General features: G+C 56.7%; 11 protein-coding genes and 1 tRNA gene. 4 read left to right on the top strand and 8 right to left on the bottom strand.

Annotated elements, in window-relative coordinates; all coding sequences use genetic code 11:
• Positions 1 to 2: 2 nt before the first annotated feature.
• The 3 genes from ABWV33_RS07570 (at position 3) to ABWV33_RS07560 (ending at position 5,760) form a co-directional block, all read left to right on the top strand.
• Positions 3 to 1,280, top strand: a complete 1,278-nt coding sequence (locus ABWV33_RS07570; protein ID WP_353329823.1) for an aspartate aminotransferase family protein — start codon at positions 3 to 5, stop codon at positions 1,278 to 1,280.
• Between the two features lie 249 nt (positions 1,281 to 1,529).
• On the top strand, positions 1,530 to 2,162 hold the full coding sequence (locus ABWV33_RS07565) for a tyrosine-type recombinase/integrase (protein ID WP_353329821.1): 633 nt from the start codon (positions 1,530 to 1,532) through the stop codon (positions 2,160 to 2,162).
• 241 nt (positions 2,163 to 2,403) lie between these two features.
• Positions 2,404 to 5,760: an adenylate/guanylate cyclase domain-containing protein gene (locus ABWV33_RS07560; RefSeq protein ID WP_353329819.1), complete on the top strand. Its 3,357-nt coding sequence runs from the start codon at positions 2,404 to 2,406 to the stop codon at positions 5,758 to 5,760.
• 360 nt (positions 5,761 to 6,120) lie between these two features.
• Here ABWV33_RS07560 and ABWV33_RS07555 read toward each other — a convergent pair.
• From ABWV33_RS07555 to ABWV33_RS07545, 3 genes are all read right to left on the bottom strand, one after another.
• Positions 6,121 to 6,197: transfer RNA gene (locus ABWV33_RS07555), tRNA-Met, on the bottom strand.
• Positions 6,198 to 6,309: 112 nt separating this feature from the next.
• On the bottom strand, positions 6,310 to 7,287 hold the full coding sequence (locus tag ABWV33_RS07550; RefSeq protein ID WP_353329817.1) for an alpha/beta fold hydrolase: 978 nt from the start codon (positions 7,285 to 7,287) through the stop codon (positions 6,310 to 6,312).
• Positions 7,288 to 7,351: 64 nt separating this feature from the next.
• Positions 7,352 to 8,155, bottom strand: coding sequence for a PaaX family transcriptional regulator C-terminal domain-containing protein (locus tag ABWV33_RS07545; RefSeq protein ID WP_113825319.1), 804 nt, complete (start codon positions 8,153 to 8,155; stop codon positions 7,352 to 7,354).
• Positions 8,156 to 8,515: 360 nt separating this feature from the next.
• Between ABWV33_RS07545 and ABWV33_RS07540 the strand changes: the two genes are divergently transcribed.
• Positions 8,516 to 9,100: a hypothetical protein gene (locus ABWV33_RS07540; RefSeq protein WP_353329815.1), complete on the top strand. Its 585-nt coding sequence runs from the start codon at positions 8,516 to 8,518 to the stop codon at positions 9,098 to 9,100.
• Positions 9,101 to 9,252: 152 nt separating this feature from the next.
• Here the strand turns inward: ABWV33_RS07540 and paaZ are convergent, their stop codons facing one another.
• The 5 genes from paaZ to ABWV33_RS07515 form a co-directional block, all read right to left on the bottom strand.
• A complete protein-coding gene (paaZ, locus tag ABWV33_RS07535) occupies positions 9,253 to 11,283 on the bottom strand; it encodes a phenylacetic acid degradation bifunctional protein PaaZ (RefSeq protein WP_353329813.1) in 2,031 nt (676 codons plus the stop codon).
• A gap of 153 nt (positions 11,284 to 11,436) precedes the next feature.
• The gene (locus ABWV33_RS07530) at positions 11,437 to 12,789 is read right to left on the bottom strand and encodes a TRAP transporter large permease (RefSeq protein WP_113825314.1); all 1,353 of its coding nucleotides are present in this window, start codon (positions 12,787 to 12,789) and stop codon (positions 11,437 to 11,439) included.
• Positions 12,786 to 13,292 (bottom strand): TRAP transporter small permease, encoded by a 507-nt coding sequence (locus ABWV33_RS07525; RefSeq protein WP_121998439.1) that lies wholly within the window; start codon positions 13,290 to 13,292, stop codon positions 12,786 to 12,788. The genes ABWV33_RS07530 and ABWV33_RS07525 overlap by 4 nt, the downstream gene beginning before the upstream one ends.
• Before the next feature lie 81 nt (positions 13,293 to 13,373).
• Positions 13,374 to 14,396, bottom strand: a complete 1,023-nt coding sequence (locus tag ABWV33_RS07520; protein WP_502930899.1) for a TRAP transporter substrate-binding protein — start codon at positions 14,394 to 14,396, stop codon at positions 13,374 to 13,376.
• An 86-nt stretch (positions 14,397 to 14,482) separates the two neighbouring features.
• On the bottom strand, positions 14,483 to 16,513 hold the full coding sequence (locus ABWV33_RS07515; RefSeq protein ID WP_353329810.1) for an FAD-dependent oxidoreductase: 2,031 nt from the start codon (positions 16,511 to 16,513) through the stop codon (positions 14,483 to 14,485).
• Between the last annotated feature and the right edge of the window lie 65 nt (positions 16,514 to 16,578).

Raw genomic sequence — 16,578 nt, 5'->3', positions numbered from 1 at the left:
CCATGCAGACGCTGACAACGCAAAGTGAATGGATTGACCGCGCGCGCGCCGTCTTGCCCGCCGCTGGCTTTGGTAATTTTGACCCAGATATCGTAATCGCGCGCGGGGACGGCAGCCACGTTTGGGATGAAGACGGTAATGAGTATATCGACTATCTCATCGGCTCTGGGCCAATGCTGCTTGGACACGGCCATCCCGAAGTCATGGAAGCAGTGCTAGAGCAACTACCCAAAGGCATGACGTTCTTTGCCAACAATGCCAAAGGGATCGAACTGGCCGAAGCAATCGTGGATGCCGTACCCTGTTGTGAACATGTGCGCTTTGTCGCATCAGGTGGTGAGGCGGACATGTACGCTATCCGTTTGGCGCGCGCGTACACGGGGCGCACCAAGATCCTAAAATTCGAAGGCGGTTATCACGGGATGAGCGCCGAAGCACAGATGAGCCTTGCTCCTTCTACCCGTGTTAATTTCCCTCAAGCGGTGCCGGACAGTGCCGGTATCCCGCAGGGTGTTGCTGATCAAGTGCTTATCGCGCCGTACAATGATTTGGCGGCGGTTGAGGCACTCTTAAACGAAAACGATGACATCGCGGCCATCATAGCCGAACCATTGCAGCGGATAATTCCTGCAGCAGCCGGTTACCTTCAGGGCTTGCGTGATTTGTGCGATAAATACAGCGTCCTTCTGATTTTTGACGAGATCGTCACCGGATTTCGCTTGGCTTATGGCGGGGCGCAGGAGCGTTACGGAGTGACACCCGACATCTGCACTTTGGGCAAGATCATAGGCGGTGGTTTCCCTCTTGCTGCTGTTGGAGCCAGCGGCGAGATCATGCAGCATTTCGACAAGTCGATTGTTGGTGCTGACAAATGGCTTATGCAACTCGGCACATTATCTGGCAACCCGATCGCTGCGGCTGCAGGCCTTAAAACGATGGAAATCCTACGCCGTAAAGGAAGCTATGCTAGGCTTCGCGCTATAGGCAAAAACCTTCAAGACATGCAAAGCAAAGCTCTGACCAATGCAGGTGTACCGCACCAGATCTGCGGCGATGAAACCTTGTTTGATATCTTTTTTACCAAGGCTGCGTGCCGAGATTATCGGTCAGCAAAACATGATGAGCCAGCACTAAACACAGCGTACAATGCGACACTGCGCAAACATGGCGTATTCAAATCCCCTGGGAAACTCTATCCTTCCCTCGCCATCACCGAAGCCGATTTGGAACAAACACGTGATGCTATATTGGAAGCCGTACGCTCAACGTTCCTGGAATAGGGCCTTCTAACCAGTTTGCTGCCTGCTCAAGAGTTGTGGCCGAACGAAGCCTCTTGGGTCGAACGATCATGGCCTCACTGCATTTGATGGTTCGTTTGACGAAGCATAACTGCCATTCGTGAACATTGCAGCATTGGTCAAGTTGAGCTCGAAGCGACCCTCGGAGGACGCGCAGGAATCCAGTGGTATGGTGCCTCGTCAACGTTGAGTTGTCGTTGTGGGAGGGTATGGCGGATCGGAGGATCAGTTATGGGAACATTAAACTTACCTGCCATTCGCGCACTTCGCCCTGCTTGGAACAAAGGCCGTATCGTCGGTCAGAAACGACCGTTGAAGCCAAAACACGTTTGGGCAATCCGCGTTCGGCTCGAACTCGCCGAGAACCACCGCGATCTTGCTTTGTTCAATATGGCAATCGACAGCAAGCTTCGCGGCTGCGATCTGGTAAAGATGAAAGTTATTGATATGGTGGCATCTGGTCAAATCAAGGCGCGGGCCTCTGTGTTGCAGAGCAAGACACAGAAACCCGTTCGATTTGAGATTTCTGAAGGAACTAGGGCCTCCGTTGAAAGATGGATGGAGGATGAACTCATGGTAGGTTCAGAGTACCTTTGGCCCGGCCGGCTCCACGAAAGGTTACATATCTCAACGCGCCAGTATGCGCGGATCGTGCGAGATTGGGTATCGTCGATTGGTTTAGAGGCCAGCGCCTATGGCACGCATTCAATGCGGCGGACCAAGGTTACCCAAATCTACAAGAAGACCGGCAATCTTCGTGCGGTTCAACTCTTACTCGGGCATACTAAAATGGACAGCACCGTCAGGTATCTCGGTGTCGAGCTTGAGGATGCTCTTGCTATTGCAGAAGCCATTGAAATCTAGAAATAGGGGCCGTCTTCTTGGACGGCCTGCAGCCGCCAATCGTCGGTCGATCTGAGGCCGTACCGCAGCTTGACCAGAACAGTCATTCGTTCATCTTGCAACACCTAGTCGGCTCAACCTTACCTACAGTCGCGCGGCGCCACTCAAATTTGCCCTGTCTTGCCATCCGATTTCAGATACTCTCGAAGGACCCTTGCTGTCCGTTACGTGGGGATAAACAGTTGTTGGCAAGGAGATTCCAATGCGTGACATTGTTGATTGGCTGACCGAGCTTGGGTTGGCGAAGCATGCACCTTTGTTTGTTGAAGCTGAAATCGACTTTTCTACGCTCTCCGATATTGAAGAAGACGATCTGAAAGAACTCGGATTGCCGCTCGGTCCTCGTAAAAAGATATGGGGCGCGATCAAACGACTGGGCGAAGTGAGCCAAACAGCCAGTAAGCCTCAAGTTGAAAGCCCCATTGCTGCAACGCCTCCGGAGGCAACCTCAGCACAATCTGACGCTGAACGCCGCCATCTCACCGTCATGTTTGTTGATCTTGTCGGCTCCACCGAGATGGCAACGCGGATGGACGCCGAAGACATGCGTGATGTCATCACTAGTTACCAGAACACGGTGGCCGGTGTCGTCAGCCGCTATGAGGGATTTGTTGCTAAGTTTATGGGTGATGGTGTGTTGTGTTATTTTGGCTGGCCACGCGCCAACGAGGATGACGCTGAACGCGCGGTGCGGGCCGGTCTGTCGATCATCGATGCCATCAAAAAAACCAAAACCCCCAACGGATTGCCCCTGTCCACCCGCGTCGGCATCGCAACCGGTGTCGTCATCGTCGGTGATCTAATCGGCAGCGGTGCAACGCAAGAGGCGGCGGTTGTGGGCAAAACGCCAAACCTCGCCGCGCGTCTTCAAGGCGTCGCGGGCCTGAACCAACTGGTGGTCGCCAAGGAAACGCGACGACTGTTGGGCACGATCTTTGATCTTTCCGCCCTCGGCGGGCAAGACTTGAAAGGCATCAGCGGTCCCGTCGACGCTTACCTGGTGGAGGGTGATGCTTCTGTCCAAAGCCGATTCGCCGCTCGTCAGTCCGGCGAGATGACGCCCATTGTCGGGCGTGAGCGTGAGATCGAGTTGATGACCGAGCGTTGGGCGTTGGCCCGATCCGGCCAAGGTCAAATGGCAATTGTCAGCGGTGAGGCAGGCATAGGTAAATCGCGTATCACGCAGGCGGTCATCGACGAAGTCGCCAATTACGATCACACTCGGATCACCTTCCAGTGCTCACCCTATCACGCCGACAGTGCTTTCTACCCAGTTACGCAGCAAATGTCTTTCGCAGCAGGGTTCGCGCCATCAGACAGTCCCGATGTACGGTTGGATAAGCTAGAAAAGCTTCTTGGCACTGATCAGGATACACTGCGGCTGATGGCCCCACTACTCGAGCTTAACGGCGAGGCTCGGTATGGCGCGTTGGACATGACACCAGCCCAGCAGCGCGCACAGACGATGAAAGCGCTGGCTGGGCTGCTGGTGCAGCAGGCGCAAGATAAACCGGTTCTGCTGGTCTACGAAGACCTACACTGGGTCGATCCAACATCGCAGGAGCTGCTGGACATCCTGTTGGATCAGATCACCGATCAGCCAATCATGATTCTCGCAACAGCCCGCCCGACATTCGAGTATGGCTTTGGTGGGCATCCCATTGTCACAAAGTTCGTATTGAACCGTCTGGGCAAAGAGCAAATAGGCTCAATCGTGGCGAAACTGACCGGCGGCAAGGCGTTGCCCAATGAGATCATGGAGATTATCGCACAACGCACCGATGGTGTGCCGTTGTTCGTCGAAGAGTTGACCAAGACGATCCTCGAATCCGGCGCACTCACGGAAGAAGGTGGCCGTTTAGTGCTAGATGGCCCGCTCAGCTCCATCGCGATCCCCGCCACGCTGCATGACAGTCTGATGGCACGGCTCGACAGACTGCAGCCGATCAAAGAGGTTGCGCAGACCGCCGCTTGTATTGGGCGGGAGTTCAGCCACGGGTTGCTTTCGAAAATCGCACTCCTGCCAGACGCCGAATTGTCCGAAGCTATGGAAGCTTTGATCGCAGCTGAGCTGGTTTACCGGCGCGGCCTGCCGCCCGAGGCGACATATCTGTTTAAGCACGCGCTGGTCCGTGACGCCGCTTATGAAAGCCTGCTGAAAGAACGACGCCGCGCAATCCACACCCGCATCCTGACCGCACTAGAGGTTGACGCTGACACCGCCACCGAGGTTCTCGCCGTTCACGCAGAGGCTGCGAACCTGACAGACCGCGCCATCGATTTGTGGGAAATCGCTAGCAAAGCCGCCATCGCACGACCGGCGTTTGACGAGGCAATCTCACACCTTGGCCGGGCGATGACATTGATCGCACCCCAATTGGAAAACAACGATATCCCGTCGTTTGAACGCGCGCTTGCTCTGCAAGTGCCACTCAGTATGGCCTTTCTCTCCCGCAAGGGTCACGCGGCTGACGAAACACTAGAGGCCTTCGCAAAGGCTTTGGCCATGGCTAACAAGGTCGGCGAGACCCCGATGCGTTATTCAATCCTCTACGGATTATGGGTTAGTGCGGGAACCAGAGGGCAACACGCGGAGGCGTTACGCAGCGCGGAGGCCCTTGTCGAGCTTACTGAAAATTCCCCGAATACGCCGCCAATGGTGGTTGCCAATCGGGTTGCGGGTGCCTCGCACTGGTTCATCGGGAGTTATGCACAGTCCGATCGATATTTGAATGTCGCCTTTGCAAACTATGATCCTGTTGTACACGCGGGGCTCGCCAGCCAATTCGGACAGGATATCGGCGTAACGGCCCACCTGTTCAGAGCACTGAACTTGCTGGTTTTAGGACAGACAATCCGCGCCAATGCTCACATGGACGACGCAGAAAACGTCGCTAAATCAACCGGTCATATTCCGACAATCAGTTATGTCTTGGGGATGCGTCCCCTATACAGCCTGATATCCGGGGACGGCCCCGACGTAGAGCGATGCCTGAACGAACTGGCACCGATTGCTCATGAACACGATCTAGGACTATGGCTGGCCTTTTTACCAGTCTTGACTGAAATCATGGCGGCGCAAAATGGTGATGAGACCAGCATCGAAAGGTACCGCAAGGCGCATGAGAAACTTGCCACCACAAAGTTCAAAACAAATACATCCCACCTTCACATTGATTTTGCCCGATCAGTTCTGAAGATGGGTCATCGTAACTACGCTGTCGATCTGGCGGCTGTGGCGCAGGACATGGTCCAGGACACAGGCGAGAACGTCGCCTTGTCCAGCCTCCACAGATTACAAGCGGCGATAGCCCTAGATGTTGACGACACAAAGACCGCCGAGAAATATCTCGGCAACGCCCTCAACGTTGCCCGGCAACAAGGTGGAAAACTCTGGGAATTGCGCGCTGCCATTGATCTCGCCCGCCTTTGGCAAGCACAAGGCCGGTTTGCAGAAGCCATTGCCGTTCTTACCCCTGTCCACCAAAGCATCGCCGATGGGGACTGTCCTGATGATCAAGCAGCAGCGCGCGAGTTATTCGCCATCTTGGCTGGGTAGCGCGGTTTTCGAAGTGTTAGGTCGTACCTCGTTTGATGTGTTGGTTTAGTAAAAGGGACCTTGAGAGTCGGCTTCGGTAGCGCTTTGGTTGTTAAATCGCGCCTGCAGGGAAAGAGCGGATTCCGCCGAAGTGTGGGACCGTCATGACCGCTTTGGGCTGTTGTAAGCCTTCAGTCGAGAATGAGCCGCTGCGGATATCCCAACGGTGTTACGGCTGTAGCCTGTTAGGGGATTGGTAAATGAAAATTTTCATCCAGAAGCTAGTTTACAATAATTCATAAGCTAGCGTGCTGCTAAAGCAGAGCTCTACAGTTCCTATGAGAGCGAACTGACACATTTTCTATTTTCATCGGGGGGAAGTGGTGGCGGTACAGGGACTTGAACCCCGGACACGCGGATTATGATTCCGCTGCTCTAACCAACTGAGCTATACCGCCATGGTGTGAGGGGCGATTTAAGCGACAGCGCAGGGCGGGTCAAGGGCATCCGTCGCTGAATCTCACATTTTGTGTAGAAAAATTTTGGCTGCTGGTTGAGGACCTTTGATGGTTACGATGAGAGGCTGGCTGGCAGGCGGGTTGAGACGGAAACGCCGCGAATAAACCCTTCGCAATCGTCCAGCGCGGTGATGGGCAGCATATGCCCTAGGCCGTCCAATTTTTCGCAGCGCAGGCCGTATTGTTCCATCGACAGGCCTTGTTCGGTGATCGGGAGGATTGCGTCGTCGGTGCCGAACAGGATGGCGCCGGGGGTGCGCAGTTCGTCGTAGCGACTGGATTGCTGTTCGATGCTGTTATCGGCGCCGACCGCATCGGCCGAAGCGGCGACAAACGCCTTGGGGCGGAGGCCAAGCGCGCCGCCGGCCCGGTCGAGGAAATCCTCGGGGCAGGGTTCCGGGGCAAATACGGCGGTCAGCGCGGCTGAGGCCGTGTGCTGGGCCATCGGGACGGCGATTGTGTTGGCCAAGGCGCGGCGCACAAAGGGTGAGCGGATCTGCAGCGGTTTGAACACGTCAGGGGCACCGCACAGCGGGTGGGTCAGGGGGGCAAGCAGGGCCAATCCGGCAATCCAGCGGGGATTGTCCAATGCGATGGCCAACGCCACTGCGCCGCCTAAAGAATGCCCGACCAGAACGGGGTCTTTGACCTCTTTAAGGGTCAGGAACTCGGCAATCATGCGGGCCTGTTCGGGCAGTGTGGCAAGGTCGTCTGAGGCACGTGTGGAGTACCCGCAGCCAGGACGATCCAACGCGATGACGTGGTGATCCTGGGACAAGCGTTTGACGAGGCCATAGGTGAAGTGCTGCAATTGCCCGGACAACCCATGGATCAGCACCAGCGTCTGTTTTTTAGGGTTCCCTGCCTCGACATAATGGATCGACCCGTCTTGTACAATTTGGGTCTGACCGGCTTGCGGCGTGAGGACTTCCCCCAACCGTGCCAGTTTGCGCGTCCAGAAAAAGGACAGGGTCAGGCCTGCTAGCAGAAGTACCGTTAACGTGCCCAAAACAGACAGGAGGATGGTCATTTGACGGTTGTCTCCGCAATGGCTTGGGGATCGGATCCCGGCGGTTTCTGTCACGCAGCAAGACTTAGTCCAGCTTGTTCAGGGCGTCCAGTGTCGGAAAGGAAAGGGTGTCCAGCAGGCGGAAAACCTCGAACCGGCAATCGGGGCCGGCCCAGCCGCTCGGGAAAAAGGCGCGCGGCAGGCCGGGATGGCGCAGGACCACACGCCGCCAGCGGTGGATTAGAAGCGTGCGCAGAGCGGCGATTTCCCACGCGGTTGGATGTGCGTCTTGTGGCCGGTTTTGGGTCACGCTTTTTGCCGCGTCGCGCAGGTCCTTGCAGGCAAGGATCAGGTCGGGGGGGCAGAGCCGGGTTTTCAACCAATCGGGCACTGATCGTGCGGTGGCTTCGAATGCGACCAGATCATCGCAGTTCTTGGGCAGCGGGCCAGAGCCTAGGGCGACAGTGCGCCCGATGCTTATGTAATTCTCGGCCAGCAACAGGTCATCCAGTGTATGAATGCCGGGGCCGTCTTCGGCGATCAGGATGTGCCAGTCTTTCGGGATTTCTGGCGCGCGATTATAGATGCGAGGGGTGACTTTGGCGGATTGGGCGCGGCCAAAGTCGGTCAGGAAATGCACTGAGGCCCGCCCCGAACGGGTGCTTTCGATCCAACCATCTTTGCGCAGGCGATGCAGGGCAACGCGCATGGCCTCGGGTTTGATACCCATGGGCTGAATGATCCGGGTCAACGCCCCGCCAGAGATACGATCGCCGGGCTGTTGGGCCAGATCACCAAACAGGGACACGATCAAGGACCAGACCCGCTGGTTTTGCGGATCGGTCAGGCGGGTGACAGAGGTTTGAAACCAGATGTTTTGGGTCGTCATACCCATAGTTTAAGGTGCACCGTCGCCGGGCGCCATGAGAAAAGCGGACATCTTTAAGAGACAAGTCATGCCTTTGCCAGGCTAATCTTGGTAGCTGACTCTCAAATAGGGCTGGGTGGGTGCTGCGCTGCTCCACAAGGCTAACCTGAACTCGGCGCTCATCAAGCGAGCCGCAAAAATTGAAATATTTGTCTATCGCTCTAAACTAGCAACATATCGTGAAACGGAAAAATCAGCCTGAACTACCTTTCATTATGGAAAAGGCCGAGAGGGGACCCGGCGATTAGAGGTCAAGTCAGGCCTAAGACTGGGTGATCCTTTCCGTTTTAATGAAACACTTTGAATGATGTGGATCTAACAATGCTAAAGAAATTCCTCTTACCTTTTCTGTTTCTGCCCATGCCAGCGCTTGCCGATATCTCTGATGAAGCGAATGCCTGCATTGATGAGTTGACCTCGCGTTTTGGAAACGTGGGTGGCGAGGTGTTGGGGCAAGAGTTCAGCGAAGCAGCGATCATGGTGCGTTTGCGTGATGGGAACGGTGTTATGTATGAATGCATCGTCTGGTCTGGTCCGGAGGTCGCAGATCTGAGGCGTGTTGGCGATGAGGGGGCGGTATCGGCTGACACCGTGTCCGGCGAACAGCGGGTTAAATTCGCAGCAGGAGAGAGTGGCATGGCCACAAGCGGGACGCTTCAATCCGGCACTTCGGTACGCTACATTCTTGGTGCCAGCGATGGGCAGTTTCTGAATGTGGATGTCGGGTCTCGCGGTGGGGCCCTTGATTACAAGATTTTCAATCCCGATGGATCGATGCTGTTGGATCTGATTTCGTCTGAAAAACCGTATCGTGGCCAACTCTGGCAGTCGGGGGATCATATTGTAGAAGTGGTCAATGCAGGGGCGCAGCCGGTCACGTTCGATATTGGTGTCGGCATCGACTAGGCAGAAACCAGTTCCATCTACATCCTTTACTAGATGGCTTTATCTGGCTTCAGGTTCGCGGTTCATAGCGTGAACGCAGAGCTATAGGTCAATAGGTTTCAACCTTTGACAGCAAGTGAGGGCCCTGAGGTGTATCAGGGCCCTCTCGTTGGTCAGTAGGCGTTCATAGTCAACAGTTCGTATTCTGCGACCATTTCATCATTCTGATTGGTGAGGGTGACGTGCCAGCGGACCTCGCCATATTCATCGGTGCGCTGGGTCTTTTTCTTGACGCTGAGACGCACCTTGATGCTGTCGCCCGCGCTGACGGGTTTCATAAAGCGCAGATTATCAAGGCCGGTGTTGGCCAGAACAGGGCCTTCGTTGGGCTCCACGAACAGACCCGCAGCAAAGCTGAGCAGCAGATAACCATGCGCAACACGACCGGGAAAGAACGGGTTCCGCTTGGCGGCCTCGTCATCCATGTGGGCATAAAACGTGTCGCCGGTGAATTTGGCGAACAGTTCGATGTCGTCCAAAGTAACTGTGCGCGATGCCGTGTTCAGCGTTTCACCAATCGACAACTCACCATATTTGCGCGTGAACGGGTGCGCGGTGGCTTTGATTTCAGGTGTGCCGGGAACCCAGCGTTCGCCAATGGCGGTCAGCATTTCAGGCGAGCCTTGGATCGCGGTGCGCTGCATGTAGTGTTTTACACCGCGTACGCCGCCCATTTCTTCGCCGCCACCGGCGCGACCGGGGCCGCCATGCACCATGTGGGGCAGGGGAGAGCCGTGACCGGTGGATTCCTTCATCGAGTCGCGATTGTTGATGTAGATCCGACCGTGATAGGCGCCCGAACCCAAAACCACGTCGCGGGCAACGGTGGGATCGTGGGTGATGACCGAGGTCACGAGCGATCCTTGACCGCGGTTGGCCAACGCGATGGCATGGTCCAGATCGCGGTAACCCATGACGGTAGAGACGGGGCCGAAGGCTTCGGTGTCGTGGACCCGCTGCGCGTTGTCGGGATCGGCGCAATGGAACAACATGGGCGGCAGGAATGCGCCTTTGTCTTTGTCGGCACCTTTGACCTCAAAGTTCTCGGGGTCGCCAAAGACGCGCTCGGCCTCTTGGCCAAGGATCGCGGCCTTTTCCAGCACGTCCTGTTTTTGACCCTTAGACACCAGCGCACCCATACGGGTGCTGTCCAGACGCGGATCACCGATGGTGATTTTTGCCAGACGTGCGGACAGGGCTTCGATCACCGCTTGCGTGGTGGTTTCGGGTGCGATGATGCGGCGAATGGCGGTACATTTTTGACCGGCTTTGGCGGTCATCTCGCGGCTGACTTCTTTGATAAACAGATCGAACTCGGGGGTGCCGGGTTCAGCGTCAGGACCCAGAATGGATGCGTTCAGGCTGTCTTGTTCGGCCACAAAGCGCACGGCGTTGTTCAGGATCACCGGGTTTGACCGCAGCATCAGCGCGGTATTGGCTGAACCGGTAAAGCTGACCACGTCCTGCATGCCGAGATGATCGAGCATATCGCCCAGACCGCCCGAGACCAGTTGCAGTGCGCCGGGTGGCAGGATGCCTGCGTCCAGCATGATTTTCACGGCCAGCTCGGTCACATAGCAGCTGTTGGTGGCGGGTTTGACGATAGCTGGGACACCGGCCAGCAAAGTGGGGGCCAGTTTTTCCAACATACCCCAGACCGGGAAGTTGAATGCGTTGATATGTACGGCCACACCCTGCAGCGGGGTGCAAACGTGCTGACCAAGGAAAGTGCCATTGCGGCTGAGTTGTTCCAGATCGCCGTCCAGATAGACGTGGCCATCGGGCATTTCACGACGTCCTTTGGAGGCAAACACAAACATGGTGCCGATGCCGCCGTCGATATCGATCATGTGATCGCTTTGAATCGCGCCGGTGTTAAAGCTGAGATCGTAGAGCGCTTGTTTCTGCGCACCCAAAGCGTTGGCCAGTGCTTTGATCATCTTGGCGCGCTCATGGAATGTCATTTTGCGCAGGGCGGGGCCACCCACTGTGCGGGCGTAATCCAACATGCCCTGCACATCGAGTGAGCTGTTGCCTGCTGTGGCAAAGGCTTCGCCTGTGATGGCGGAGGCGATGGTGCGGGCGCCTGCATCTGGGGTGATCCATTCACCGGCTGCAAAGCTGGAAATCTGTTGTAGGGTCATGGGACCTCTCCTGTTTCGAGTCAGGCAAATGTGCGCCCGGTTGGAGGTATGATATTATTGACCGACTGATCGGTCAATTATTTTGATGCAAAAAAGTTGATGCTCTTACGAAATCGGCCGGAGCGAGGGGGTCGCTCCGGCCGAATGTCTGTGTCAATGCCCAAGGGAGCCAAAGTAATTTGGCAGAACCAGAACCACCCAGGGAACCAGTACAATCAACGCCAATCGGAAGATGTCGGCGATCCAGAAGGGGGTTACACCCCTAAAGATGGTAGCGGTTGAAACATCTCCAACAACCCCTTTCAGGATGAACACGTTCAATCCAACCGGGGGGGTAATGAGCGAGATTTCGGTCACCACCACAACCACAATACCGAACCAGATCGGGTCATAGCCCAATGAGGTGACCAGCGGGAAGAAGATAGGCACGGTCAGCAGCAGCATCGACAGCGATTCAAAGACACATCCAAGGATGATATAGATGCCGAGGATCATCAGGATCACCGCAAAGGGTGGTACTTCGTAGGCTGTGACCATGGCGATCAAGGCCTCGGGCAAGCCTGCCAGGTTGATGAAGTTTGAAAACACCTGTGCTCCGATCAGGACGGCAAACAGTGACGCGGCGGTGAAAGAGGTCTCTTTGAGAACCTCAAAAATGCCGCCAACGGTCAGCCCGCCTCGGAACAGAGCAATCAAAAAGGCACCAGCAGCGCCCATGCCTGCGGCCTCGGTCGGGGAGAAAGTCAGGTTCAGCGGTTCGAAATCAAACGCACCGTACAGGCCGCCGATGACGAGGAAGAACAACAACAGCACAGCCCAGACAGAGCCAAGTGCCTTAACGCGTTCACCCCATCCTGCGCGTTCACCGGCGGGGCCGGATTCTGGATTGCGCCAGACGGTCCAGCGGACTGCGAAGAGATAGAACAGGATGCCCAGAATGCCGGGCAGAACGCCCGCCATGAACAGCTTGCCAATAGATGTCTCGGTCAGCAGGCCATAAATCACCAAGATCACCGAAGGCGGGATCAGGATGCCGAGCGTGCCGCCAGCCGCGATGGATGCGGTCGACAGTTCATCGGAGTAACCATAACGGCGCATTTCCGGCATTGCGACCTTGGACATGGTCGCCGCTGTTGCCAGTGATGATCCACAGATGGCCGAAAAGCCACCACAGGCCGCGACGGTTGCCATCGCGATACCACCGCGCATGTGGCCAAGAAAGGCATTGGAAACGGCGTACAGTTCTTTTGCCATGCCACCTTTGTTCACAAACAGACCCATCAGGATGAACAAGGGCACGACCGACAGGCCGTAATCCTGCGCGGTATCCATGGTTTGGCGCCCGACCATCGACATCGCCGCCTTGAGGCCGCGCTCCGAAAAGATCGAGCCGCCGCGTTCGTAGGCGAAGCCCAGCGTGCCGACGAGGCCCATGGCAAAAACGATGGGCATGCGCACAAGCACAAGCACCAGAACAAGGGCGAAACCAATAAGGGCGGCGGTCATTGTGCGGACTCCGACAGCAATTTAGGGGCAAAAAGGTGAAGGAGGCCGGTGATGATCATGGCAATGGCGGTGATCGCCAGAGACACGGTAATGAACCAGCCAATGTAATATGTCGGGATCGAAAGGTATTCGGTAACATCACCATAGTCGCGGGCGCGCTCGGCCAAGATCCAGATGCGCTGGATCGGCCAGAACAACAGAATGCCGCTGACAACGTAAAGGATTCCGTCACGCAAACGGCTGAGACGCAAGCGGTGGAAAATTCCATCGGTCAAGTCGACCGCGATATGGCCATCGCTCACGGAAATGATTGGCATGACGGAAAACACCAGAATAGCCATAAGAATGCGGGTGAGCTCAGTAGCGGCTTCGATCGGGGAATTGAAAACGGATCGTAGGATGACGTCGCAGAATGTCATCACCATCAGAGCGAACAGCGCAGCGCAGGCCACGAAAACGGGCAGGGCGCTGGCGCGGCGGATGAGGTGGATCAGGGGGGTCATGCGGGCTCCTCCCACGGGGGATTGGCAGATCGGGGTGAAAGGGGCCACCACAGATGGGCGGCCCCGATAGTCGATCAGAACTTAGTTCGCGGCCATGTCGGCTTTGATCTGGTCGTACGCGGCCTGCGCATCGATACCGGCGTCGGACACTTCGGCGATGACCTTGGTGCGCACGTCAGCTGCGATGGCGTTGAATTTGTCCAGATCCGCAGCAGAGGCGGCGTTGATCGCGTTGCCGTCGGTCGCGGTGGTTGCTTCACGGCCAATGGCGTCGATCTCGTCCCAGATCTTGCCGATTTCGCGGCTCAGGGGCTCACCGAACACTTTGTCGTCCAGCGCGGCCTGAAGATCGGCAGGCAGATCGGCAAAAGTGTCTTCGTTCATGATGAAGGCGAAGGAGCCACGATACAGGCCACCGGGAACTTCGTACACGTTCTTGGCAACTTCGGTCAGTTTAAAGCCTTTGCGCGATTCCATTGGCATCACAACACCGTCGGCTGCGTTTGATGCCAGTGTTTCGTACACTTTAGGCGCAGGAACTTTAATGCCCGTGGCACCCAGCGCAGAACCTACATCGCCGCCAACGCCGCCGGGGATGCGTACTTTGAGACCAGAAATCTGGCTCATGTCAGTTACGGCTGCATTCGAGTGCAGCTGAGCGGGACCGTGCGTGTGCAGGGCGATCAGCTTGACGCCGCGGTGCTCGTTGGCTTTGGACAGAAACTTTTCGTATGCGCGCCAGTAAGCAACCGAAGCGGCTTCGGCAGACCCTTCGTAGCCGGGCAGTTCGATCAGCTTGGTGGTGACGAAACGACCGGGCTGGTAGCCGTGGAAGATGATCGAAGCATCAGCCGCGCCATCTTGGATCAAGTCCATCTGTGCGGGAGGAGGGGCAATGCCCAATTTCAGTTCGGCGGTGACTTTGCCGTCTGTAGCCTCTTCGACCATTTCAACGAATTTGGGCCACATTTTGGCGTTGATTCCGTGGGTGGGTGGCGCCCAGCTGGAAATCGTCAGTGTGTGATCCGCGGCAAAGGCTGCGACACCTGTTACGGCCAGGGCTGCTGAGGCCAGCAGAGTGGTCAGTTTAATCATTTTCACCATTGGGTTTCCTCCCTCAAAAATGGTATTGTTGATGTCGGTTAATGGTTGGTTTTGTAACTATCAACCGTCGGCTTGATCTTATTTCATCAGGCTGCAGGCTCTGCGATTACCCAGGAGTTTGGGCTCTCATCAGACACCAACTTCATGATTCCGTTAATTTTTTCCTGCCCTAATTGACCTGCAAGATGCATCGGTCCACCGCGCCAGCGTGGAAAGCCATAGCCGTGAAGCTTGACCATATCCACGTCTTCTGCCCGCTCGGCGATGCCTTCGGCGACGATGCGTGCGCCCTCATTGGCGAGCACGGCGATCAGGCGATCGGCGATTTCCTGTGTTGAGTATGCACGGCGGGTGATGCCGCGATCTGCCGAGTATTGGAGGATCAATTTGTCCACCTCGGGATCCCTTTGTGGTGTGCGGTTGCCCTCAGCATAGGTGTACCAGCCTTTGCCCGCGCGCTGGCCCAAGCGATCCATTTCACACAGCGTGTCGGCAATGCGTTCGTAGCGTTCGTTCGGGTCACGGGTGGCGGCTTGGCGTTTGCGGTTGGCCCAAGCGATTTGCAATCCGGTCAGGTCCTGCAGCTCAAACGGCCCCATGGGCAAACCCGCACCGCGTGCGGCAGCATCGACCTCGTGTGGTAGGGCACCGTCGGCCAGCAGGTATTCTGCCTCGCGCCGGTAAGCGGCCAACATACGGTTGCCAATGAACCCGTCGCAAATGCCCGACAGGACCGAGACCTTGCGCAAGCGCTTGCCAAGAGCAAAGCCGGTGGCCAGAACATCGGGCGCGGTGTCCGGGGTTTTGACGATTTCCAACAATTTCATCACATGGGCGGGGCTGAAAAAGTGCAGCCCGACACAGCGGGACAGATTAGGGATGCCGTCAAAGATCAGTGTTGGATCAAGGTAAGAGGTGTTGGTGGCAAGGATAGCATCCTTAGACACCACAGCGGCCAATTGCTGGAACACTGTGCGTTTGACATCCAGATCTTCGAACACCGCCTCAAGCGCCAAATCGACTTGAGCGGCATCGGCGTAGGTGTCGGTGGTGATCAGGCGCTGGATCATCTCTGCCTGCTTGGCTGGCGATATTTTACCCCGCTTTACGCCGCCTTCGATCAACCCTGCAACTCGGGCCTGCGCGCTGGCCGCTTCCTCAGCATTGCGTTCAATCACGGTGACGGTCAGGCCCCCTGTCAGGCAGGCCATGGCGATCCCCGCGCCCATCAAACCACCGCCAACGATGGCGACATGGTTCAGACCGCGTGGGGCGATGCCGTCGATGGCCTTGGGTTTGCTGACGGCGCGTTCGGCGAAAAATGCATAGCGCAGCGCCTGGCTTTCGGTGGATTTGCGCAGCTCAAGATGGCGGGCGCGTTCCTTTGGCTGCCCTTCGGCAAAGGGTAGGGCAGCCCATTGCAAGGCTTCAAGGTTTAACAGGGGCGATTGCTGGCCCTTGGAACGTTTCTTTAGCGCGGTTTCAGCGGCGGCGTAGGCCTCGGCATCCAAGGCAGCAACCGTGCGGTCGCGGATTTTGATGGGGCGCTGAGGCAGGGTGGTGGCAAAGGCGCGCGCGGCTTCTGCAAGGTCCCCGCTTGCGATCTGATCAATGCCACCGAGTTGCAGCATCTGTGTTGCGGGAATGATTTTGCCAGAGCATGCCAGATCAATGGCGGCTGACATGCCAAGCAAGCGAGGGGCCCGCTGTGTGCCACCGGCCCCGGGGATCAGGCCTACGTTGACTTCGGGCAGACCAAATTTGGTGCCTTCGACCGCAATGCGCCAAGCGCAACCCATTGCGATTTCAAACCCGCCGCCCAGAACTGTACCGTGCATGGCAGCGATAAAGGGCGTTTCGCTGTCTTCCAGCATCTGCACTACGTCGGGCAGGTGGGGCTCTTCTGCGGGGCGATCAAACTCGGACATGTCACCGCCCGCAACAAAGGTGCGCCCGGCGCAGGTCAGGATTGCGACGCGTGCGCCCTGCACCTGGGTCACGGCCTGTGCCAGCCCGGCGCGGACCGCTGTTGAGGTTGCATTGACCCGCGGATTGTCGATTTCGACCCATGCGATATCGCCTTCCCGTGTTACGTTCACAACTGTGCTGGCGGTCATATCCGTGCCCTCGTATCGGAGATTCGTCATATTCAAGAAATTTATTGACCAACCGTTCGGTTAAT

Origin of the sequence: Phaeobacter sp. NW0010-22 (genome assembly GCF_040365955.1) — a bacterium.
Taxonomy (GTDB): domain Bacteria; phylum Pseudomonadota; class Alphaproteobacteria; order Rhodobacterales; family Rhodobacteraceae; genus OMPR01.
This window is presented reverse-complemented; position numbering and strand designations above follow the sequence as displayed.